Consider the following 21,462-nt stretch of genomic DNA (forward strand, 5'->3'; position numbering starts at 1 on the left):
TGGCAGGCCTTTCACTGAGGGTTTCGGAATGAGGGGGCGAGCCGGGGGACGTCCCAGTCGCGGGCCACCGCCTCGGTGTCGGCGCCCGGCAGGGCGGGCCCGGTGCGGACGGTGGCGGGAGTCGCGGAGAAGCGGGGCGCGGGGGCGGGCTGGGTGGTGCCGCCGTGGTCGGTGAAGGTGGCGCGCGCGGCGAGGTGCGGATGGTGCGGGGCCTCGCGCAGCGTCAGGACGGGGGCCACACAGGCGTCGGAGTCCGTGAACACGGCCGTCCACTCGTCGCGGGTACGGGACTTGAAACGGGCGGCGACGGCCTCGCGCAGCTCGCTCCAGCGGGCCATGTCGTCGCGGGCCGGGGCCTGATCGGGGATGCCGAGGAGTTCCATGAACTCGGCGTAGAACCGCTGTTCCAGGGCGCCGACCGCCATGTACCGGCCGTCGGCGGTCTCGTAGGTGCCGTAGAAGGGGCAGCCGCCGTCGAGGAGGTTGGCGCCGCGCCGGTCCTGCCAGGTACCGGCGGACAGCATGCCGTGGATCATCGAGGTGAGGTGGGCGGTGCCGTCCACGATGGCGGCGTCCACGACCTGCCCGGTGCCGGTCGCTCGGGCGTGGTGCAGGGCGGCGAGTACACCGACGACCAGGTAGAGGGAGCCGCCCGCGTAGTCGCCGAGGAGGTTGGCCGGGACGGCCGGCGGCGCGTCGGGGGCGCCGATCATGCCGAGGGCGCCGGTGAGCGCGATGTACCCGATGTCGTGCCCGGCGCGCTGGGCGAGCGGGCCGTCCTGGCCCCAGCCGGTCATGCGGCCGTAGACGAGGCGCGGGTTGCGGGCGTGGCAGTCCCCGGGGCCGACACCGAGCCGTTCGGCGACGCCGGGGCGGTAGCCCTCGATCAGCACGTCGGCGCGTTCGGCCAGGTCGAGGACGCAGGCGGGGCCGTCGGCCGCCTTCAGGTCGACGACCACGGACCGCTTGTTGCGGTTGGTGACGTCGTGCGCGGGGTCGATCGCGAGGCCGGGGCCACCGGGGCGGTCCACGCGGACGACGTCGGCGCCCAGGTCGGCCAGGAGCATGGCGGCGAAGGGCCCGGGCCCGATGCCGGCCAGCTCGACCACGCGCACTCCGGCGAGCGGGCCCTCGCCCGGTGTCCGCCCCGCCGTCCCTGCCTGCGACATGGAGCCCCCAGCTCTGTGACACAACTGATGTAACACCAGTGATGCTAAGAACGTGTTCCACTGGGCACAAGACCCGAGCGAGCAAGCGCTTAGCCAATTATGGGGCGACCCCTCTTCGGGCCGGCGGTCCTCACGCTAGCCTCGGCCACCGGCAACGGCGCGCGTTGCGGGTCCAGGGGTTGCCGACGGGTGACGAAGGGGTGTCATGAGCGGGCAGAACAAGGCCGACCGGCCGTACGACGTCGTGCTCTTCGGAGCGACGGGTTTCGTCGGCGAGCTCACCGCGCGGTACCTCGCCGCGCACGCGCCCGAAGGGTTGCGCTGGGCGATCGCCGGCCGCAGCGAGGAGAAGCTGCGCCGGCTGCGGGACCGGCTGCCCGGCGCGCCGGACGTCGGGGTGCTGCGCGCCGACGTGTCCGAACCGGCCTCGGTGCGCGAACTCGCCGGGCTCGCGCGCGTGGTGGCCACGACGGTGGGCCCGTATGTCCGCTACGGCGACGCGCTCGCCGGTGCCTGCGCGGCGGCGGGCACGGACTACCTCGACCTCACCGGTGAGCCCGAGTTCGTGGACCTGACGTACGTCCGCCATGACGCACGCGCGCGGGAGACCGGGGCGCGGCTGGTGCACGCCTGCGGTTTCGACTCCGTTCCGCACGACCTCGGCGTGTACTTCACCGTGCGGCAGCTGCCCGAGGGCGTGCCGTTGACCGTGGACGGCTACGTGAGCGCCGACGCCGCCTTCTCCGGCGGCACGTTCGCCTCGGCGCTGGGCCAGTTCGCGCGCGGCCGGCAGCTGCGGGCCGCCGCGCTGGAACGCCGGCGGCACGAGCCCCGGCTGGTGGGCCGCCGCGCGGTGACGCCGACGGGCGCGCCCCGGTTCGCCGGGGAGGTGGGCGCCTGGGCGTTGCCGCTGCCGACCGTCGACGCGCAGATCGTGCGCCGCTCCGCGAAGGCCCTGGACCGCTACGGCCCCGACTTCCGCTACCGCCACTACGCGGCCGTGCGGCGGCTGCCCGTCGCGGTGGGCGGCGTGGCGGCGGTGGCCGCACTGGTGACGGCGGCGCAGGTGCCGCCCGCGCGGCGGTGGCTGTCCGCCCGGCTGGAGCCGGGTGACGGTCCGAGCGCCGAGAAGCGGGCGAAGAGCTGGTTCTCGGTCCGCTTCGTGGGCGAGGGCGGCGGCCGGAAGGTGTTCACCGAGGTCGCGGGCGGTGACCCCGGGTACGACGAGACGGCGAAGATGTTCGCGGAGGCGGCGCTCTCCCTCGCCCTCGACGACCTGCCCCTCACATCGGGGCAGGTCACGACGGCCGTGGCGATGGGTGACGCCCTGACCGAGCGGCTGCGGGCCGCGGGCCTCCGCTTCCGGGTGGCGGCGACCCGCTGACGCGCTTGCCCTCAAGAGCCTCCGCGACGGATGTTTAGGCCGACCACCCGACGATCGTGTAGATCATCCCGCCTGCCCAGGCCAGCCCCGCGCCCACGGCGAGCACCAGCCCGGCGACCACCGCCCGCTCGCTGCGCGGTGCGGGCCGGCGGGCGGACTGCTCGGGTGTGCGGTGCGTCGTCATGACGTCCAGCCTGCCGCCACCGGCGGGACGGGCACATCCGTACGGATACTCAGCCAGGCTGAGCACCGACGCGCGGCGACCCGGCACCGCGATTTGAGACTTTGTCCGCCACCGGACGTCCGCACCTGCGGCCGATCGCGGTGAAGTCCCAAGAAGGAGTTCAATGAAACCCTTGAAGGCATGAAGTTCCTTCTCGAAGTCACCATGGACGAGGGCGCGCTCGCCGAGGACCCCGCGGGCGAGCTGCAGCGAATCCTGCGGTACTGGGGCGGCAACCTGAAGCACTACGCACTGCGGGCAGGCGACGGGGCCGAGATCTACGACTCGGCGTACCGGGAGGTGGGCCGCTGGAGCGTCGAGGGTCAGGCCGGGTAGGTGGCCGCCCGCAGGGCCTCGCGGCACAGGGCGTCGGCCCTGCGGGTGGTTTCCGGCAGACGGTAGGCCGGGGTCAGCGCCAGGGTGTGGGCGCAGGCGTTGTCCAGGCTCACCCGGTGGCCGACGGAGACGAAGACCGGCTTGACGCCGTCACGCGTGCGCACGGCCCGCCCGACCTCCTCCGCGCCGTCGAGCAGCGGCGACGTGCTGCCGCGCGGTGCGTCCGGTTCGTCGTGGGTGAAGGTGAACGGGTTCTTGGCGACGCCGATCGTGGGCAGGCCGGTGAGCACCCCGAGGTGGCTGGCGAGACCGAAACGGCGCGGGTGGGCCAGGCCGTAGCCGTCGCAGACGACCAGGCCGGGCGGGCAGGGCAGCGCGTCCAGGGCGGCGAGGACGGTCGGGATCTCGCGGAAGGCGAGCAGACCGGGCACGTACGGGAAGGAGATCCGTCCGACGGCCGTGGTCTCGGCGACGACGTGGAGGGTCGCGGCGTCGAGGACGACGGCAGCCGCGGCGACGACGTCGCGCTGGTCGTCGTAGGCGACGTCCACGCCGGTCACCCGGCCCGTACCGGGCGGCGGTCCCGGCTCGTCGAGCACCGCGCGGGCCCGCAGTTCGTCCTGGACGGCACGGGCCCGCTCCTCGGTCGCGGGCCAGTCGGCTGGGGTCTGCGTGGTCACGGTCCTCATGGTGGCCGCAAGCCTACGGGACCCCGGAGTACGCTCGCGATCATGTTCGTACTGGAGCTGTCCTACACCGCCCCGCTGGAAGCCGTCGACGCCGTGCTGGAGGAGCACGTGGCGTGGCTCGACGAGTTGTACGCGCGGGGGGTGGTCCTGGCGTCCGGGCGCAAGGAACCCCGCGACGGCGGAGTGATCATCGCCGTCGCGGAGGACCGTGCGCGCATCGAGGAGATCACGGCGGGCGACCCCTTCGTCAGGGCGGGCGTGTGCGCCTACCGCGTCACCGAGTTCGTCGCCACGAAGACGGCGCCGGCGCTGGAGCCGTACCGGGAAACCCTCGGCTAGGCGGTACGGCTCACTTGCCGAGCGCGCGCTGCAGCTCGCCCTTGTTCATGTTCGAACGGCCGCTGATGTCGCGACGCTTGGCCTCCTGGTACAGCTGGTCCTTGGTCTGTCCCTGCGGACCCTGGCGGTTGCCGGACCGCTGGCCGCCCCGCTCGCTCGGCGACTTGTCCCGCGTGGACGTGCGGCTGGCGGTCTTGGACTCGCCGGACTGCGCGCGCTCCTTGTTCACCGTCCGGGCCGCGATCTCCTTGGCGCGCTTGGTGCTCGCGCCACGGTCCTCGGCGCTGTCCTTGATGTGCTCGTACTGCCGCTCCCGCTTGGAGCTGGAACCGCTGGGCATGTCCGCTCACTCCTCTCACGTTCGGTGAACGGGTACCCACGTTGCGGACGAACACCCTGCCCGCGCTGCGTCAGCGCTCCGGCCGGGCGACCCGCCCCTGCTCGCCGGCCGCCCAACAGCCCAGGTCGGCGGTGCAGTCCACGGTGTCGTACGAGCCCGTGTCGACCGTCCGCCAGGTGCGGCCGCCGTCCGTGGTGAGGTCCGTGCCGGTGGGCCGACCGCGAGGGCCGCGGTGCGGCTGTGCGGGAGCCAGGCGACGCCGGAACGGCAGGCGTCGGGCGAGCGGCCGGCGGACCGCCAGGTGCCGCCGCCGTCGGTGGTGCGCAGGACGGTGCCCCGACTGCCGGCCACCCGGGCGGTGTGCCGGCTGACCGCCGCGAGGCCGCGGAAACGGACGTCGGACGCCCCGGCGGCCCCGGTGTGCTTCAGGTCCCAGTGCGGTCGCTGGTGCGCCTGGGCGGGGGTCGCCGTCGTCAGCGCGGCGAGGGCGGCCGCGGACACCGCCCCCGCGATCAGGGACTGTCGTTCGGATCATGCCGCAGACACGGGCCTGGCACGCGCAGCGGCGCACGAGTGGCCCAAGTGCCTTGCGTGGCAAGCGAGGAGAGTCACGTCACTCCCGTGCATGAACGCGGTGACAGAGGTCACTCGCTCATCGTGTGCACGGATTGGCTGATTCCGTCGTCTCTTCCAGTGCCCGGCCCCACCACCCCCCGCCCGTCCAGCCGTCACGAGGGAGCAAGGCGTTGTCCACCGTCATCGAACAGCCGGTCGAGGCGCGTCTCGTCGCCGCCGCGCCGCGTATGCCGAGCATTCCCGCCACGCTGCGCTACGACCGCAGCGACCCGTTCGCCGTCCGCATGACCTTCCCGGCCCCGGCCACCCTCGAGGGCGTGGAGGTGTGCTGGACGTTCTCCCGCGAGCTGCTCATCTCGGGCATGCAGGAGCCGGACGGCCACGGCGACGTGCGGGTGCGGCCGTACGGGTACGACCGCACCGTGCTGGAGTTCCACGCGCCCGAGGGCACCGCCGTGATCCACGTCCGCTCGGGCGAGCTGCGCCGGTTCCTGCAGGCCACCGGCGAGCTGGTGCCGGTCGGGCTGGAGCACCTCCAGCTGGATCTGGACCACGACCTGGCCGAGCTGATGCGCGGCACCTGCTGAGACGCCCCCGCGACCGTGCCGGCCGCGGGACCGCCCTCCCGGACCGCCTCAGCCGCCGCCCGGCGACGTCACGGCGGCGTCCGCCGTCTCCGCACGCAACGCGCCCCGCACCTCGAGCAGGATCTCGCGCAGGCCGGGGGCCGACGCCGCGCCGCGTTCGGTCAGCTCCGCGATCCGGGCCTCCCGGCCCGCGCCGGTCGCGGCGGGCCCGAGGGCGCGCGGTTCCGCGGCCGCCGCCAGCACGGCCACGACCGCGTCCCGCTCGGGGACCTCACCGGCCGGCACCGCGCCCTCCAGGACGGACCGCGTCCGCGCGCTCAGCGTCCGCGCCGCCGCGACGCGCGCCAGGACGTACTCCACCGACGGGAAAACGCCGAGGACCCGCTTCTTCTCGGCGCGCAGGTAGCCCTCGGCCACCAGCTGCTCCCGGGCGGCGTCGAAGGTGACCCGGGCGTACCGCCGCACCCAGGTCCGCCACCTGTGCGGCACGGACTCGCGGACGAGTTCGAGCAGCCCGTCCAGGACGGCGTCCCCGGTGCGGGAGTCGAGGTCGACGGGGGTGGCGATGCCCTCGTCGTCGGTGAGCAGACCTCGTCGTGCCAGCTCGGTGAGCGCGCCCGCGCGCACGAGGTGGTGGGCCCGGGCGGTGTCGGTGGCGCCGGGTCTCGTGGGGTCCCAGGCCAGCAGGCAGAGCCGGGCCGGCAGTGAGAGCGAGCCGTCGGGCACGGGGGCCTCCTAGGGGCCGTGAGACCGGATTCACGAAAAGGCGTTGACAGTCAGACCGGTCTCTCTTACTCTGTATAACGCTTCTGTTGCCGCCGATTGGAGAAGGACGTTGCTCGTCTGAGGTCCTGAGACACCGCGTCACATGTCAACGCATGCCACATGTGTACGCCGCGTGCGACCTCGGCGTTCGAGCCGTCCTTGCGGAGCAGGGCTTTTTTCGTGCCCCAGCACTCCCCGGGATCCTCCTTCCTCGCCCGACGGCGGTCGCCGCCTCCCGGTGTCTCGATACGCGTTTGCCCCTGACGGCTTCAAGCAACCGCGGAGACCCGTATGTCTATTTCGATCACCTGCGCATCCCTCTCCTTCGCCTGGCCCGACGGCACCCCCGTCTTCGAAGGACTGGACACCTCCTTCGGTACCGGCCGCACCGGGCTCGTCGGCGTCAACGGGTCGGGAAAGTCGACCCTGTTGAAGCTGATCGCCGGTCGGCTCACCCCGGCCGAAGGCGCCGTCCGCGTGGCCGGCGAGGTCGGTTACCTGCCGCAGAACGTCACGCTCGACACCACGCTGCGGGTCGACGAGGCGCTCGGCATCGCCGCGCAGCGGGCCGCGCTGCACGCCATCGAGGCCGGTGACGTGGCCGAGGAACACTTCGAGACGGTCGGCGACGACTGGGACGTCGAGGAGCGCGCCGTCGCCACACTCGGCGAACTCGGACTGGGCCATGTGGGCCTCGACCGCACCGTCGGCGAGGTGTCGGGCGGCGAGTCGGTGCTGCTGCGGCTGGCCGCGCTGCTGCTGCGCCGGCCCGACGTCCTGCTGCTGGACGAGCCGACCAACAACCTCGACCTGTACGCGCGCCGGCGGCTGTACGCGGCCGTCGAATCCTGGCCGGGCGTCATGGTCGTGGTCAGTCATGACCGGGAGCTGCTGGACCTGGTCGACCAGATCGCCGACCTGCGCTCCGGGGAGATCACCTGGTACGGCGGCAGTTTCTCGGCGTACGAGGAGGCCCTCGCCGTCGAGCAGGAGGCGGCCGAGCGCATGGTGCGCGTCGCCGAGTCCGATCTGCGCAAGCAGAAGCGCGAACTGGCCGACGCCCAGGTCAAGCTGGCCCGCCGCAAGCGGTACGGCCAGAAGATGTGGGACACCAAGCGGGAGCCCAAGGTCGTCATGGGCGAGCGCAAACGCCAGGCCCAGGTAGCGGCGGGCAAGCACCGCATCATGCACGAGGAGAAGCTCGCCGAGGCCAGGGAGCGACTCGACGACGCGGTGGAGGCCGTGCGGGACGACGACGAGATCCGCGTCGACCTGCCGTACACGGCCGTGCCACCGGGACGCTCCGTCCTCACCCTGCGGGACCTGGAACTCCTCTACGGCGCGCGCGTGGAGGGCGGTCTCGATCTGCACGGCCCGGAGCGGATCGCACTGATCGGCCGCAACGGCGCGGGCAAGACCACGCTGCTGCGGACGGTCGCCGGGGAACTGGCGCCGGTGGCGGGCGAGGCGACGGCGCACGTGCCGCTGCGGTTCCTGCCGCAGCGCCTCGACGTCCTCGACGGCGGGCTGACCGTCGCCGAGAACGTGGCCCGGTTCGCGCCGGGCGCCACCAACAACCGGATCCGGGCGCGGCTGGCGCGCTTCCTGTTCCGGGGCGCCCGTGCCGACCAGCGGGCGGAGACGCTGTCCGGCGGCGAGCGCTTCCGGGCGACGCTGGCCGCGCTGATGCTGGCGGAGCCCGCGCCGCAGTTGCTGATGCTGGACGAGCCGACGAACAACCTGGACATGGCGAGCGTCCGGCAGCTCACCACGGCGCTGGAGTCGTACGAGGGGGCGCTGATCGTGGCCAGCCACGACATGCCGTTCCTGGAGTCGATCGGCATCACCCGGTGGCTGCTGCTGGAGGAGGGAGAACTCCGGGAAACCACGCCAGAGGCTGTCGGGTATCCCGCCTAGCGTCGCCCGCATGAGCGAGTTCATCACCATCACCGGAGCCAGGGAGAACAACCTCCAGGACGTCACTCTCCGCATCCCGAAGGGCCGGCTGACCGTGTTCACCGGCGTTTCGGGATCGGGGAAGTCGTCGGTCGTGTTCGACACGATCGCGGTCGAGTCGCAGCGCCAGCTGAACGAGACGTTCACCTGGTTCGTGCGCAACCGGCTGCCCAAGTACGAGCGCCCCCACGCGGACGCCCTGGAGGACCTCTCCCCCGCGATCGTGGTCGACCAGCGGCCGGTCGGCGGCCACTCCCGCTCCACCGTCGGCACCATGACCGACATCCACTCGGCCCTGCGCGTGCTGTTCTCCCGGCACGGCACGCCCAGCGCCGGGGCGGCGACGGCGTACTCGTTCAACGACCCGTCCGGCATGTGCCCCGGCTGCGACGGCCTGGGCCGCACGGTGCGCCCCGACTGGGACCGCATCCTCGACCCGGCCAGGTCGCTGGCCGACGGGGCGGTCCGCTTCCCGCCGTTCGCCGCGGGGACGTGGCAGGGGCAGGCGTACACCAACACCGACCAGTTGGACCCGGACAAGCCCGTCGGCGACTTCACGGACGACGAGCGGACGTTCCTGATGCGCGGGCGGCCCGGCAGCAAGGTCACCGTGAACGGCACGGGCGGCACCTGGACCACCGAGTACGAAGGGCTCGCCGACCGCTTCGAGCGGCTGTACCTGAAACGGGACCTGTCGGCGATGAGCGAGAAGACCCGGAACCTGGTGCGGGAGTTCCTGGTCGAGGGCGACTGCCCCGACTGCGGCGGTGCCCGGCTGAACGCGGCGGCGCTCGCGTCCCGGATCGGCGGGCATTCCATCGCCGACTGCTCCCGCATGCAGGTCACCGACCTCATCGCCGTACTGAACCAGATCGACGACCCGGTGGCCCGGCCGGTCGCCGGGGCCGCCGTCGCCGCGCTGGAGCGGATCGAGGCGATCGGCCTCGGCTACCTCAGCCTCGACCGGGAGACCGCCACCCTCTCCGGCGGCGAGGGGCAGCGGCTGAAGACCGTGCGGCACCTGGGCTCCAGCCTGACCGGGATGACGTACATCTTCGACGAGCCCAGCGTCGGGCTGCACCCGCGCGACGTCGGGCGCCTCGGCGACCTGCTGCTGCGGCTGCGCGACAAGGGCAACACCGTGCTGGTCGTCGAGCACGACCCGGACGTCATCGCGCTCGCGGACCTCGTGGTCGACATGGGCCCGCGGGCGGGCGCCGGCGGCGGCCGGGTGGTGTTCGAGGGGACGCCGGGCGAGCTGGCCGCGGCGGACACGCTCACCGGCCGCTGTCTGGGACGCCGTACGGCGGTGAAGGCGGACCCGCGGACGCCGACCGGTGAGCTGTGGGTCAAGGGCGCCGGCCGGCACAACCTGCGGGACGTGACGGTGGCCTTCCCGACCGGTGTGCTGACGGCGGTCACGGGGGTCGCCGGGTCGGGCAAGAGCACGCTGGCCGCGGAGCTGGTCGACGGGCATCCGGACACGGTGGTCGTCGACCAGTCGGCGATCGGCGTCTCGGCGCGCTCCACCCCGGCGACGTACCTCGGGATCATGGACACGGTGCGGAAGATCTTCGCGCGGGAGACGGGCGCCGAGGCGGGCTGCTTCAGCTTCAACTCGGCGGGCGCGTGCGGCACCTGCGAGGGGCGCGGGATCATCTACACCGACCTGGCCTTCATGGACCCGGTGACGACCGTCTGCGGCGACTGCGAGGGCCGGCGCTTCCGTCAGGAGGTGCTGCGGCTGACCGTCGGCGGCAGCTCCATCGCCGACGTGCTGGGGATGACCGCCGAGCAGGCCCTGGACTTCTTCACGGACACCGGCGTACGGCGGCGGCTGCGCGCCCTGCACGACGTCGGCCTCACCTACCTCACGCTCGGACAGCCGCTGTCCACCCTCTCCGGCGGCGAGCGGCAGAGGATCAAGCTGGCGACCCGGCTGCACCGCACCGGCGCGGTGTACGTCCTGGACGAACCGACGACGGGGCTGCACATGTCGGACGTGGAGGGGCTGCTCGCCCTGCTGGACCGGCTGGTCGACACCGGGAACACGGTCGTGGTCGTCGAGCACAACCTGGACGTGGTCGCGCACGCCGACCACGTGATCGACCTCGGCCCGGACGGGGGCCGGGACGGCGGCCGGGTGCTCTTCGAGGGCACCCCGCGCGAGCTGCTCACCGCCCGGGACTCCAGCACGGCGGAGCACCTCAGGAGGGCCACGGGGCACTGACGGGGGTTTCGTCCGCGCGGGGCCGCCCTGCATGATGGCCAACCGGCGCCGCGACACGTGGCGCCGGAGCAGCCGGCGCCGATTCGGAGACCCCGGAGAACCTCTCGTGCCCAGTAAGAAGGCCCTCGTCCGCCGCCCTAGCCCACGCCTCGCCGAGGGGCTGGTCACCCACGTCGAACGCGAGCGGGTCGATCACGGCCTCGCCGTCGAGCAGTGGGAGGCGTACGTCGAGGCGCTGGGCGCGCACGGCTGGGAGACACTGGAGGTGGATCCGGCCGACGACTGCCCGGACTCGGTGTTCGTCGAGGACACCGTCGTCATGTACAGGAACGTCGCCCTGATCACGCGGCCCGGCGCCGAGTCGCGGCGGGCGGAGACCCCGGCTGTCGAGGAGGCCGTGGCGCGGCTGGGCTGCTCGGTCAACTGGATCTGGGAGCCGGGCACGCTCGACGGCGGTGACGTCCTGAAGGTCGGCGACACGGTCTACGTGGGGCGCGGCTGGGGGTACCTCCCACGCCTTTCGGGCAGTGGGGGAGTACCAACGCGGCCGGTGTCCAGCAGCTGCGGTCGGCGTTCGAGCCGCTGGGCGCCCGGGTGGTCGCCGTGCCGGTGAGCCGGGTACTGCACCTGAAGTCGGCGGTGACCGCGCTGCCGGACGGGACGGTGATCGGGCACATCCCGATGACGGACGTGCCGTCGCTGTTCCCCCGGTTCCTGCCGGTGCCGGAGGAGTCCGGGGCGCACGTGGTGCTGCTCGGGGGCGGGAAGCTGCTGATGGCGGCGAGCGCGCCGAAGACGGCGGAACTGCTCGCCGACCTCGGCCACGAGCCGGTGGTGGTGGACATCGGTGAGTTCGAGAAGCTCGAAGGCTGTGTGACGTGTCTCTCGGTGCGGCTGCGGGAGCTGTACGCCTGAAGGACGGACACGTCACCCGTTCGGCCCCGGGACCTGCGGGTCTCGGGGTCTTCGCACGCCCTGCTGAACGGGTGCTGATCAGCGGCCTTTACGGTGTGTTTAACCTACGCCCTCGTAACCTACGGTTTCGTAGCCTACGATCCCGTAGGTTCAGTTCGCCGGCCCGCTCGCCGGTCGCTTTTCGCTCTGTCTGTCGCACGTCCCCTGGAGTTCTCCGTGACGATCGTCTCCCCGCACCTCGGCAGTTCCGCCGAATGGACCGACGCCCGGCTGCTGTACGCGCTGGAGGAAGTGGTCGAGAAGGAACTGAACCGGCATCTGAAGATCGCCAAGGACTGGATGCCGCACGAGTACGTGCCGTGGACCGACGGCCGGAACTTCCCGGGCCTCTTCGAGGACGGCGAGGCCTGGGAGAAGGACCAGTCCAAGGTCACCGAGATCGGGCGGATCGCCCTCGTGGTGAACCTCCTGACGGAGGACAACCTCCCCAGCTACCACCACGAGATCGCGAGCCTCTTCGGCCGCGACGGCGCCTGGGGCACCTGGGTGCACCGCTGGACCGCCGAGGAGGGCCGCCACGGCATCGTCATGCGCGACTACCTGCTCACCTCCCGGGCCGTCGACCCGGACAAGCTGGAGCAGTTCCGCATGGCCCACATGAGCGAGGGCTTCGAGTCGGACAACCGGCACTCGATGCTGCACTCGGTGGCGTACGTCGCCTTCCAGGAGCTGGCCACCCGCATCTCGCACCGCAACACCGGTCACCAGTCCGGCGACCCGGTCTGCGACCGCATGCTGGCCCGCATCGCGACCGACGAGAACCTGCACATGGTCTTCTACCGGAACCTGCTCAAGGCCGCCTTCGAGCTCGCGCCCGACCTCACCATGCAGGCGGTGCGGGACGTGGTCGTGAACTTCCGGATGCCCGGACACGGCATCCCGGGCTTCGAGCGGGCCGCCGCGCAGATGGCGATCGGCGAGGTCTACAACCTGCGCATCCACCACGACGACGTGATCCAGCCCGTGCTGCGCTTCCTGAAGATCATGGAGATCGACGGGCTGGGCCCGGAGGGGCAGCAGGCCCAGGAGGAGCTGGGGCTGTTCATGGGCGGCCTGGACTCGGAGGCCGCCAAGTTCGACGAGAAGCTGGCGGCCCGCAAGGCCCGGATGGCGGCCCGCGCGGCGCACTGACCCTCGCCCACCACCCGACGCCGGTGGCCGCAACCCCGGGCGTCGACGCACGTGGGCGCGGCGGGGCCCGTCGACAGCCGTCACTCGTAGGTCGCCGTCACTCGTAGGTGGCCGTCACTCGTAGGCCGTCGTCACTCGTAGGCCGTCGTCTCCTCCAGTGCCGCGTCCCGTACGTCGGCGACCGGGTGGCGGCGCAGGGTCCGCAGCAGTGCGCGCCACGGCCGCGGCCAGTCCTCTCGGCCGCCCAGCGCGCTGGTGACCGCGACGGCCATCAGTCCCTCGGCGTGTCCGCCGTGGCCGGCCAGTGCGACGGCCTCGGCGTGCAGGGTCCCGGGGTCCGCGGCCGCTCCCCGGCTCTCCAGCCGTTCGCGCACCGTGTCGGCGACCCGTGCGGCGAGCGCGGGACGGCCGGGACCCGCCAGGGCGGTCACCCGGTCCAGACGCGGCGGTACGGCGGCCAGGTCGGCGCAGGCCGCCGCGAGCCCGGCGGCCTGCGCGGCGTAGGCGTCGTACGCGCCGAGGAGTTCGGCTGCCGCCGACGCGGCCGGCCGGCGGGCCGCCCCGGTGCCGGGGCCGGACCCGCCGAGCTGCTCGACGAGCGCCACCACGCGCTGCCGTGCCGGGCGGTCACGGCGCTCCCCGGCGTCGTCGTCCTCGTCGGCGGACGAGCCGGCCAGCGTGCGCAGCGCGTCCAGCAGTCCGGCCAGTCCGTGCGGCGAACCGGACGCCGCCTCCGTCAGGGCACTCGCCGCACAGTGCCACGTCTCGCGGTTCGAGAGGTCCGTGAGCGCCTCGACGAGCACCCCGGGTGCCTCGGCCGCCCATGGGGTCCAGCGGGCCAGCGCCCGGAAGGCGCTGAGGGCGGTCGTGGTGTCGTCGGTGGCGGCGACCGAACGCACCAGCTGCGCGTACCGGGCGCGGTGGGCCTCCGGCAGGTCCAGCGGAAGGACCCGCAGCACCGCCGTCCGCAGGACCGGCGCACCGGCCGCGGCGTCGTGCAGCAGCTCCCAGACCTCCTCGTGCCCGAGCAGCGCGCCGGCGGACGCGACACAGGCGGCGCGTACGTCGGGGTGGGCGCCCGGGCGGCCGTACACCTCGGTGACCAGGGCGGCCGCTTCCGGCACGGGAAGCCTGGCGGCGGCGAGCCGGACCGCCTCCTTGCGGCTGGTCACCTTGGCGTCCGGTGCCCGCAGTACGTCCCGCAGGTGGCCGGCGAGTCGGGACGGCGGTACGTGCCGGGACGCCTGGGTGGCGGCGTACACGGCGACGCGGGCCCGGTCGCCGCCGGCGTGCGCCAGCAGTGCGAGCAGCACCTCGGCGGCCCGGTCGGTGCGGGCGAGGGCGGCGAGCCCGGCCTCGGCGATCTCGACGTCCGGCGACGCGGCCCAGCGGCGTGCGACGTCGGCACCGCCGTCGGGCACCCCGGCGGCCTCGGTGACGACCTCGGCGCGCTCGTGGCGCGGCAGCGAGGTGTCCGCGGCCCGGGCCGACAGGCGCTGCAGCAACAGCGCCTGCTGACGCGGTACCCAGCGCCGTACGTCCGCGGCCTCCACCCACACGGCGAGCCGCCTGCCCTCGGGCAGGAACCGGCCGTGCGGCGGGGTGCCGGCGAGCACCACGCCGAGCAGATCGGTGCGGCGCCGCGCGAGCAGCCGCCACACCACCGGCAGATCGGCCGCCGACGGGTCGTGGGCCAGTACGCGTGCCACCCGTTCGTCGCGGGTGCGGACCGGCTCGAGCCACGCGAGCAGCGCGCCGCTCGCGGCCGTGACGTCGCCGTCGCGGAAGGCCCGCCACAGCAGTTCCTGCAAGTCGGTCATGTCATGCGCACGTCGGCCGATGGACTCGGCGAAGGCGAGGACCGGGCCGTGGTCGCCCTTCGAGGCGCGGGCCTCCAGCCACGGCCGCAGGGCCTCGAACACCAGCCGTTCCTGACCGCGCCGCAGGGTGCGGTCCAGGCGGCCCAGTTCCACGCGGCCGGTGCTCTCGGACAGGCGGACCAGGGCGCGCAGCGACCAGTCGACCAAGGCGCGCGGGCCCGTCGCCGCGTGCTCGGCCAGCACGGCGAGCGCCAGGGCGATCAGCGGTCGGCGGGTGCCGGCGGAACAGTCGCGTGCCTCGACGGCGTCGGTGGCGACACGGTCCAGGTGTGCGGCGGACTCCTCGGTGAACAGCACGGCGCGGGTGCCGGCCAGCGCCCGCAGGGCGGCGGAGCGCACCGGGTCCTGTTCGTTGCGCAGCCGTGCCATGTCCCGCAGGACGGCGGTGACGGCGGCCGGGTCGCCGGAGCGTGCGGCGTTGCCGATCAGCAGCGACCAGGCCCGGCTACGGTCCTCGGCGTCCGGGCGCCCGGTGGCTGCCAGCAGCCGGTCGCGGACCTCGGCCACGGGCAGGAAGGACTCGGCGGTGAGGACCGTGATCGCGAGGGCTCCCCGCTCACGCTCGCGGGCCGCGGTCTCACGGGCCTCCGGTATCGCGTGCCGGCGGGGCAGCGCCTCCAACAGGCCGGTGTCGACGGCGACCTCCGCGGCTCCGCGCCCCTCGCGGACGGCCGTGTACAGGGCGTGGCGCCGGGCGGGCGGGAGTGCCTTCAGCAGCCGCGGGAAGTCGCCGTACGGCAGCCGGGTCCTGCCGTAGGCGACTAGTTCCGGCGAATCGGTGCGGGTCAGCCGGCACAGCGCCGTGCGCCCCAGCCGGTGGACGCCGGCGACGTCGGACCACGCGGGTGTGAGCAGCAGCCGCAGTACGCGTCGCGGGTCGGCGGCGGCGAAGGCGGGGAGGTGGGCGCGCAGTTCGTAGGGCAGCCGGCCCGGTCCGTGGTGGTCCAGCAGCCCGAGCACGCGCGCCGGACGGAGAGGGGTCAGCGCCGCCACGGCCTGCGTGTACCGGTGCCACCAGGTGCCACGCAACGCCTCGGGCAGCCCGGCCAGTTCCCGCTCGAGGGCGTCCAGCAATGTCGTGGGGTGCCGGGTGGCGAGCGCGCGCCACGCCCGGACAGCGTGCAGCAGGCCGGGCAGCAGCCGCGCCACCACCGGCGCGGTGCAGCCCGGCAGCAGGCGGGCCGCCTCGGTGTCGCCCCAGTCGCGCCGGACCCCTTCGACCAGCCGGTCGGCGAGGGCGGCGCGGCGGCCGGCCACGATCGCGCGCAGCAGGTCCCGGCGGGCCGCCTCGGGCGCGTCGGCGAGCGCCGCCTCGAAGGCCGCGTCCGGTGTGCGCGGGCCGTGGGCGACCCGCAGGGCGCGTCCGCGCACGTACGGGTCGGTGTCGGCGATGCGGTCCGCGATCCACCCGGCGTCGCCCGTGGCGGACGCGGCGATCACGGCGAGCCCGCGCCCGTGGGCTCCGCGCCGTTCCAGTTCGGCCAGCACGGGCCGTGGGGCGGTCCACCCCCGCGCACGGCTGACGAGTTCCCGCATGCGCCGCGGGTGGTCGAGCGGGTCGAGGGCGTGCAGCAGGCTTTCGGCCTCGTGCTGCGCGGAGGTCGGCGACATGTGGGGATTGTGCCTGCCGTGACACGCGGGGCCCAGCGAATTATCCGCGCCGCAGGGCCAGTCGCTCCTTCTCCGACAGTCCGCCCCACACGCCGAAGCGCTCGTCGTTGCTCAGCGCGTACTCCAGGCAGACCGTGCGGATCGGGCACAGGGCGCAGATCCGCTTGGCGTCGCGTACGGAGCTGCCGGGCTCGGGGAAGAAGAAGTCGCCCCCGGTCTGTGCGCACAACGCCTCCTGCTGCCAGGCGAGGTCGGGCGTCGCGGTGGTTTCGATGTGCATGGCAGGAGCGTGCCGGGCGGCGAAAAACGTTCGATCAACGCGGGATCAACACCGCGCCGCGGGCCTCCGGCCGACCCGATGGTCCCCCGCCCCACGCCAGGGTGCACGGCGGCGCGCGGAAGTGAGTGCCAGGGGGTCCACGCCGCCTCACGCGCTCGCGCGGCGGACCAGGGTGGTCGGCAGCACGACTCCCGACCGTCTGACCGTCGGGGACGGCGCGGTGGGCCCTGTGCCCGGGTCCCGGTCCAGGCCGCGCAGGAGCAGGCGGGCCATCAGCCGGCCCATCTCCTCGATGTCCTGACGGACCGTGGTCAGCGGCGGGTCGGTCTCCTCGGCGACCGGCAGCATGTCGTCGAAGCCGACCACGGCCACGTCGTCCGGCACCCGGCGTCCGCGCTCGCGCAGCACCCTGAGGGCGCCCGCCGCGGTGAGGTCGTTGGCGGCGAACACGGCGTCCAGGTCGGGGCGGCGGTCCAGCAGTTCCCGCATCGCCCGCTCGCCGCCGCCCGAGGTGAAGTCCCCGCGCGCGACCAGCCCCTCGTCGGTGTCCGCCCGCACGTCGCGGAAGCCGGCCAGCCGGTCGGCGGCGGAGGTCTGGTCGAGCGGGCCGGTGATGTGCGCGATGCGGGTGCGGCCGAGGCCGGCGAGGTGGCGCACGGCGTCGCGGGCGCCGCCGCGGTTGTCGCTGTCGACGTAGACCACGTCGTCCCGGCCGTCGTCCCAGCCGGGCCGCCCGCCGAACACGGTCGGGACACCGGCGCCGCGGACGAGGCCGGGCAGCGGGTCGTCGAGGTGCAGGGAGAAGACCAGCGCGCCGTCGACATGGCCGCCGGCCAGGTAGCGGCCGACGCGCGCGTGGTCCTCGCGGCCCTCGGTGAGCAGCAGCACGAGCTGGCTGTCGTGGGCGGTCAGCTCCTTGCTGATGCCGCGGAGTTGCTGGGCGAAGTACGGGTCGGCGAAGACCCGGGTCTCCGGCTCGGCGGCGACCACGGCGACGGCGTCGTGGCGCCTGGTCACGAGGGAGCGGGCGGCCTGGTTGGGCACGTATCCGAGCTCCTCCACCGCGCGCCGGACCCGCTCGGCCAGCGCCTCGCGCACCCCGTGCGCCCCGTTGACCACCCGGGAGACGGTGGCGCGCGAGACCCCGGCCCGCTCGGCCACGGCCTCCAGCGTGGGACGTGGCGCTGTGTCGGTCACTTCTGGGCTCCTCGTCGGTGGCTGCGGCCAGGATAGCCGCAGCCACCGGACGGGAGAGAGCGCTCTCGTCACCGTCCGCCGAACCCGTCAGTGCTGGTGCGCGGGCGCCTCCGCGGTCTGCTCGCCACCGCCGCCGTGCGCGTGCTCGTGCGGGTCGTAGCCGGGGATCGTGCCGTCCGGCTTCTTCACCAGGAACAGCCCCACCATCCCCATGTCGGAGTGGCTCTGCACGTGGCAGTGGTACATCCACGCCCCGGCGCCCACCCCCTCCCCCGCGATGATCTGGAAGCCGAAGGAGTCCGCGGGGCCGGTGATCTTGTTGTCGATGACCTGGCTCGGGTCGTCGGGGCCGGTGAGCATGCCGGTGCGGTTGTCGGCCCAGCGGTGACCGTGCATGTGGAAGGTGTGGTAGTACTCGCCGTGCGTGATCATGACGATCTCGACGCGGTCGCCCACGGTGGCCTCGAAGTTCGGTCCGGTGTGCGGGTCGCGGTTGTTGATGAGCATGTCGTTGAAGACGATCGTGTGGGTCGCGTCCGGCAGCACGTCGCCCTTGCGGCGCACGATCACCGGGCCGTACAGGCCCTTGCGGATGCCTCCCGTGCCGTGCTCGGTGCCGACGACGTGGTCGTGGTAGTGCCAGTAGCCCGCGCTGCCCGCCCGCCAGGTGCCGTCCGGGCGGCGGCCGGGCTTGTGGGTGCGCCAGGTGTAGGTGCGGGTGCCGCCGGGCTCGACGTCGCTCTTGTTCATGGCGGTGCCGTCGCTGGAGATCTCGTAGTCCAGGCCGTGGACGTGCAGGCTCGCCCGCACGTCCATGGTGTTCGTGAACTCGATGTGCAGCGTGTCGCCCTCGTTGAGCTCGATCAGCGGGCCGGGGATGGACGCCTTGCCCTTCTCCAGGCCGTAGCCCATCTGGCCGTCGGGCAGCTTCTCGGCGTACATCTTGATGTGTCTCACCTCGCCGCCGGCCGGTGCCGTGGGCGCCGTGACCCCCTTGCCCTCGGCCGCCGCGCCCGCGGTCTCCGGAGCGATGGACAACGATGTCGCGACGGCCGCGCCGCCCAGCAGTACGCGTCGGTTGAAGCCTCGCCTGTCCATGCCGAACTCCCCACGCTGAGACGGAATTTGCGGAGACCTAGCCAATGGATCGTCCTGATTGGCTGTGATGAACCTGTGGGACGGTACCGGCTGCCGACTGGTTTATCCACACTCAGGACAAAGTTCGTTGGATCCCGGTCATACCTATTGGCGAACCGCGCAAAGAGGTCTAGCTTCCTTGGCGCTGCTGCCGTGACCTAGGAGGTGCCCATGCCCTTAAGAGGGTTGAGCGCGAGAAGTAGAGGCTGGGCGACGTTCGCCACCGCCGGTTTCGTCGCCGCGGGACTGCTGGCCGGCCCTGCCGCCAGTGCGCGTCCGGCGCCGGAGCCGTCCCTGACAACGATGTCGATCAAGTCGCCGCCCGGCGGCGCGAATGTACGGGTGCTGATCTTCTACGGATCCGCCGCGGCCGGCGACGAGTCACCGGTCGTGAACGCCGGTATCTCGGCCATCGAGCGGATCGGGCTGTCCGGCCCGGCGAAGGAACGCTTCCGGGTCGAGGCCACCGACAACGCCAACGTCTTCACCAACGACAAGAGGCTCAGCCGCTTCAACGCGGTCGTGTTCCTGACCGGCGGCGGCGACGTCCTGACACCGGCCCAGGAGGCGGGTCTGGAGGCGTACATGGAGGCCGGCGGCGGGTTCGTCGGCGTCCACGACGCGGCCCGCGCGGAGCCGTACTCGGACTGGTTCACCGGTCTGGTCGGCGCCCGCCCGGCGGCCTCCAGCCCCACGAAGGTCCAGCGGGCCGTCGTCGAGGTCGGTGACCGGCGCCATCCGGCCACCAAGGGCCTGCCGATGGAGTGGAAGCGGCCCGACGAGTGGCTGAACTGGCAGAAGAACCCCTCCGGCGAGGTGCACACGGTCGCCAGGGTTCGCGAGTCGACCTACCAGCCCGGGGCGAGCGCCAACGGCTGGGACCACCCGGTGAGCTGGTGCCGTGACTACGACGGCGGCCGGTCCTTCTACACCGGCATGGGCGGCACGGTGTCGTCGTACGACGAGACCGACTTCCGCGCCCATCTGCGCGGCGCCCTGATGTGGACCACGCGACTGGCGCAGGCCGACTGCAAGGCGACCATCACCGGCAACTACAAGGCCGAGCGCCTGACCGAGCCCAACCAGCCCGGCCAGAACGACCAGATCGGTGAACCGCACGGCCTGGTCACCGCCCCCGACGGCCGCGTCTTCTACATCGGCCGGGGCGGCGCGGACGCCTCCCAGCCCGTGGTCACCGACTGGAACGACCCGGACATCGGCAAGGGCAAGGGCCAGATTCACGTCTGGGACCCGGAGACGAAGGAGGTCACCCTCGCCGGTGAGCTGACCGTCTTCGGCAACAAGGGCGGCGGCGACGAGCTGACCAAGGTCGAGGAGGGCCTGCTCGGCATCGAGCTGGACCCGAAGTTCGACGAGAACGGGTGGGTGTACCTGCACTACACGCCGCACTCCGAGATCAACCGCGAGACCCACATGGCCGAGCGGCGCGTCTCCCGCTTCACGCTCGACCAGGCGACCAACAAGCTGGACCTGGGCAGCGAGAAGGTGCTGCTGAAGTGGCCGGTGCAGATCCACAGCTGCTGCCACGCGGGCGGCGGGATGGCCTGGGACTCCAAGGGCAACCTGTACATCGCCACCGGTGACAACAACTCCAGTGGCTTCAGCGGCGGTTACTCGGGCAACAACCCGGAGCCCAACTTCAAGGGCGTGTCCTTCGCCGACGCCCGCCGCACCGCCGGCAACACCAACAACCTCAACGGCAAGATCCTGCGCATCCACCCGGAGCCGGACGGGACGTACACGCTCCCCGAGGGCAACCTGTTCACCGGGAAGGAGACCGCCGAGGGCGGCGGCAAGACGCGCGGCGAGATCTATGTGATGGGCGTCCGCAACCCGGCGCGCATCTCCGTCGACAAGAAGACCGACGTCCTCTACGCGGGCTGGGTCGGCCCGGACGCCGGTTCTCCGTCGCCGACGTGGGGTCCGGCGAAGTACGACACGTTCGCCGCGATCACCGAGGCGAGCAACCGCGGGTGGCCGTACTGCATGGGCAACAAGCAGCCGTACCGGGACCGGAACCTGCCGGACCCGTCGAAGCCGCTGGGCTGGTACGACTGCGACGCCCCGAAGAACGAGTCGCCGAACAACGACGGCCTGGTCAACCTGCCGCCGGTGACCGGCAACAACATCTGGTACTCGCCGCAGGGCGGCGGCCCCGACTTCCCGCGCGACGAGAACGGCATCCCGTCGTACGAGGAGGACGAGGCCACCTACAGGCTGCCCTGGCTCAAGGGCGGCGGCCAGGCCGCGATGAACGGCCCGGTCTACCGCTACGACGCGGACAGCGACAGCGAGGTCGCGTGGCCCGCGTACTGGGACGGCAAGTGGTTCGTCGGTGACTTCTACGACGCCGACCAGCCGCGCAACGCGGTGCTGATGGACCCGAAGACGCTGGGTGACGGCGGTCTGCCGGTGCACTCGGAGTCGCTGAAGAAGATCGTGCCGGTCGGCAACGACGGCATCAAGAACCTGATGGGCTGGAAGTTCGGCCCGGACGGCGCGCTGTACGTCCTGGACTACGGCCGCGGCTTCTTCACCTCGGACTCCAAGTCGGCCCTGTGGCGGGTCACCTACGAGGGCGGCGGCCCGACGCCGGCCGCCGGACAGCTGGCGAGGGGGACCGAGTGATACGCCAA

The 21,462-nt window shown here is 72.9% G+C and carries 17 protein-coding genes and 2 pseudogenes; 9 read left to right on the plus strand and 10 right to left on the minus strand.

Annotation, left to right across the window (positions count from 1 at the left end):
- Positions 1-11: 11 nt before the first annotated feature.
- Complete coding sequence (locus KUM03_RS30740; RefSeq protein WP_217253744.1) at positions 12-1,169, minus strand: CaiB/BaiF CoA-transferase family protein; 1,158 nt, start codon at positions 1,167-1,169, stop codon at positions 12-14.
- Between the two features lie 205 nt (positions 1,170-1,374).
- On the opposite strand from KUM03_RS30740, the gene KUM03_RS30745 reads away from it, so the two are divergent.
- Entirely contained in the window at positions 1,375-2,553 is a 1,179-nt protein-coding gene (locus KUM03_RS30745; protein WP_217253746.1) for a trans-acting enoyl reductase family protein, read from the plus strand.
- 34 nt (positions 2,554-2,587) lie between these two features.
- Here KUM03_RS30745 and mmpA read toward each other — a convergent pair whose 3' ends face one another.
- Entirely contained in the window at positions 2,588-2,737 is a 150-nt protein-coding gene (mmpA, locus tag KUM03_RS30750) for a morphogenic membrane protein MmpA (RefSeq protein ID WP_217253748.1), read from the minus strand.
- Between the two features lie 180 nt (positions 2,738-2,917).
- Between mmpA and KUM03_RS30755 the strand changes: the two genes are divergently transcribed.
- Positions 2,918-3,112 (plus strand): hypothetical protein, encoded by a 195-nt coding sequence (locus tag KUM03_RS30755; RefSeq protein WP_217253750.1) that lies wholly within the window; start codon positions 2,918-2,920, stop codon positions 3,110-3,112.
- On the opposite strand, the gene KUM03_RS30760 is transcribed toward KUM03_RS30755, so the two are convergent.
- Positions 3,100-3,801, minus strand: a complete 702-nt coding sequence (locus KUM03_RS30760) for an endonuclease V (protein WP_217253753.1) — start codon at positions 3,799-3,801, stop codon at positions 3,100-3,102. The genes KUM03_RS30755 and KUM03_RS30760 overlap by 13 nt on opposite strands.
- A 42-nt stretch (positions 3,802-3,843) precedes the next feature.
- Between KUM03_RS30760 and KUM03_RS30765 the strand changes: the two genes are divergently transcribed.
- Positions 3,844-4,140 (plus strand): YciI family protein, encoded by a 297-nt coding sequence (locus tag KUM03_RS30765; RefSeq protein ID WP_217253755.1) that lies wholly within the window; start codon positions 3,844-3,846, stop codon positions 4,138-4,140.
- A 10-nt stretch (positions 4,141-4,150) separates the two neighbouring features.
- Here the strand turns inward: KUM03_RS30765 and KUM03_RS30770 are convergent, their stop codons facing one another.
- Together KUM03_RS30770 and KUM03_RS38680 are read right to left on the minus strand one after the other, a co-directional pair.
- Positions 4,151-4,480, minus strand: a complete 330-nt coding sequence (locus KUM03_RS30770) for a plasmid stabilization protein (RefSeq protein WP_217253757.1) — start codon at positions 4,478-4,480, stop codon at positions 4,151-4,153.
- 70 nt (positions 4,481-4,550) lie between these two features.
- Positions 4,551-4,801 (minus strand): annotated as a pseudogene (locus tag KUM03_RS38680) (oxidoreductase); the annotation flags it as partial.
- Between the two features lie 425 nt (positions 4,802-5,226).
- Here KUM03_RS38680 and KUM03_RS30775 point away from each other — a divergent pair.
- Positions 5,227-5,643, plus strand: a complete 417-nt coding sequence (locus KUM03_RS30775) for an SsgA family sporulation/cell division regulator (RefSeq protein ID WP_217253759.1) — start codon at positions 5,227-5,229, stop codon at positions 5,641-5,643.
- A gap of 48 nt (positions 5,644-5,691) precedes the next feature.
- Here KUM03_RS30775 and KUM03_RS30780 read toward each other — a convergent pair whose 3' ends face one another.
- Complete coding sequence (locus KUM03_RS30780; protein WP_217253761.1) at positions 5,692-6,369, minus strand: GPP34 family phosphoprotein; 678 nt, start codon at positions 6,367-6,369, stop codon at positions 5,692-5,694.
- 330 nt (positions 6,370-6,699) lie between these two features.
- On the opposite strand from KUM03_RS30780, the gene KUM03_RS30785 reads away from it, so the two are divergent.
- The 4 genes and pseudogenes from KUM03_RS30785 to KUM03_RS30800 all read left to right on the plus strand — a co-directional run bounded on the left by KUM03_RS30785 (position 6,700) and on the right by KUM03_RS30800 (position 12,700).
- On the plus strand, positions 6,700-8,325 hold the full coding sequence (locus tag KUM03_RS30785) for an ABC-F family ATP-binding cassette domain-containing protein (RefSeq protein WP_217253763.1): 1,626 nt from the start codon (positions 6,700-6,702) through the stop codon (positions 8,323-8,325).
- Positions 8,326-8,335: 10 nt separating this feature from the next.
- Positions 8,336-10,594, plus strand: coding sequence for an excinuclease ABC subunit UvrA (locus KUM03_RS30790; RefSeq protein ID WP_217253765.1), 2,259 nt, complete (start codon positions 8,336-8,338; stop codon positions 10,592-10,594).
- 106 nt (positions 10,595-10,700) lie between these two features.
- Positions 10,701-11,509: pseudogene (gene ddaH / locus KUM03_RS30795) on the plus strand (dimethylargininase).
- A gap of 216 nt (positions 11,510-11,725) precedes the next feature.
- The gene (locus KUM03_RS30800; RefSeq protein WP_217253767.1) at positions 11,726-12,700 is read left to right on the plus strand and encodes an acyl-ACP desaturase; all 975 of its coding nucleotides are present in this window, start codon (positions 11,726-11,728) and stop codon (positions 12,698-12,700) included.
- Between the two features lie 131 nt (positions 12,701-12,831).
- On the opposite strand, the gene KUM03_RS30805 is transcribed toward KUM03_RS30800, so the two are convergent.
- From KUM03_RS30805 to KUM03_RS30820, 4 genes are all read right to left on the minus strand, one after another.
- On the minus strand, positions 12,832-16,191 hold the full coding sequence (locus KUM03_RS30805) for a hypothetical protein (RefSeq protein WP_254400104.1): 3,360 nt from the start codon (positions 16,189-16,191) through the stop codon (positions 12,832-12,834).
- A gap of 40 nt (positions 16,192-16,231) precedes the next feature.
- The gene (locus tag KUM03_RS30810) at positions 16,232-16,471 is read right to left on the minus strand and encodes a WhiB family transcriptional regulator (RefSeq protein WP_073728062.1); all 240 of its coding nucleotides are present in this window, start codon (positions 16,469-16,471) and stop codon (positions 16,232-16,234) included.
- A gap of 147 nt (positions 16,472-16,618) precedes the next feature.
- On the minus strand, positions 16,619-17,668 hold the full coding sequence (locus KUM03_RS30815) for a LacI family DNA-binding transcriptional regulator (protein ID WP_217253769.1): 1,050 nt from the start codon (positions 17,666-17,668) through the stop codon (positions 16,619-16,621).
- 87 nt (positions 17,669-17,755) lie between these two features.
- Positions 17,756-18,766 (minus strand): multicopper oxidase domain-containing protein, encoded by a 1,011-nt coding sequence (locus KUM03_RS30820; RefSeq protein WP_217253771.1) that lies wholly within the window; start codon positions 18,764-18,766, stop codon positions 17,756-17,758.
- Between the two features lie 210 nt (positions 18,767-18,976).
- On the opposite strand from KUM03_RS30820, the gene KUM03_RS30825 reads away from it, so the two are divergent.
- Positions 18,977-21,454, plus strand: a complete 2,478-nt coding sequence (locus KUM03_RS30825) for a ThuA domain-containing protein (RefSeq protein ID WP_217253773.1) — start codon at positions 18,977-18,979, stop codon at positions 21,452-21,454.
- Positions 21,455-21,462: the final 8 nt, after the last annotated feature.

The organism is Streptomyces sp. AC602_WCS936 (genome assembly GCF_019049125.1).
Taxonomy (GTDB): Bacteria; Actinomycetota; Actinomycetes; order Streptomycetales; family Streptomycetaceae; genus Streptomyces.

What these genes read in the sequence shown, in the direction of transcription:
- KUM03_RS30740 (WP_217253744.1), bottom strand. Translation starts at nt 1,169, where the DNA reads ATGTCGCAGGCAGGGACGGCGGGGCGGACACCGGGCGAGGGCCCGCTC.
- KUM03_RS30745 (WP_217253746.1), top strand. Translation starts at nt 1,375, where the DNA reads ATGAGCGGGCAGAACAAGGCCGACCGGCCGTACGACGTCGTGCTCTTC.
- mmpA (WP_217253748.1), bottom strand. Translation starts at nt 2,737, where the DNA reads ATGACGACGCACCGCACACCCGAGCAGTCCGCCCGCCGGCCCGCACCG.
- KUM03_RS30755 (WP_217253750.1), top strand. Translation starts at nt 2,918, where the DNA reads ATGAAGTTCCTTCTCGAAGTCACCATGGACGAGGGCGCGCTCGCCGAG.
- KUM03_RS30760 (WP_217253753.1), bottom strand. Translation starts at nt 3,801, where the DNA reads ATGAGGACCGTGACCACGCAGACCCCAGCCGACTGGCCCGCGACCGAG.
- KUM03_RS30765 (WP_217253755.1), top strand. Translation starts at nt 3,844, where the DNA reads ATGTTCGTACTGGAGCTGTCCTACACCGCCCCGCTGGAAGCCGTCGAC.
- KUM03_RS30770 (WP_217253757.1), bottom strand. Translation starts at nt 4,480, where the DNA reads ATGCCCAGCGGTTCCAGCTCCAAGCGGGAGCGGCAGTACGAGCACATC.
- KUM03_RS30785 (WP_217253763.1), top strand. Translation starts at nt 6,700, where the DNA reads ATGTCTATTTCGATCACCTGCGCATCCCTCTCCTTCGCCTGGCCCGAC.
- KUM03_RS30790 (WP_217253765.1), top strand. Translation starts at nt 8,336, where the DNA reads ATGAGCGAGTTCATCACCATCACCGGAGCCAGGGAGAACAACCTCCAG.
- KUM03_RS30805 (WP_254400104.1), bottom strand. Translation starts at nt 16,191, where the DNA reads ATGTCGCCGACCTCCGCGCAGCACGAGGCCGAAAGCCTGCTGCACGCC.
- KUM03_RS30810 (WP_073728062.1), bottom strand. Translation starts at nt 16,471, where the DNA reads ATGCACATCGAAACCACCGCGACGCCCGACCTCGCCTGGCAGCAGGAG.
- KUM03_RS30820 (WP_217253771.1), bottom strand. Translation starts at nt 18,766, where the DNA reads ATGGACAGGCGAGGCTTCAACCGACGCGTACTGCTGGGCGGCGCGGCC.
- KUM03_RS30825 (WP_217253773.1), top strand. Translation starts at nt 18,977, where the DNA reads ATGCCCTTAAGAGGGTTGAGCGCGAGAAGTAGAGGCTGGGCGACGTTC.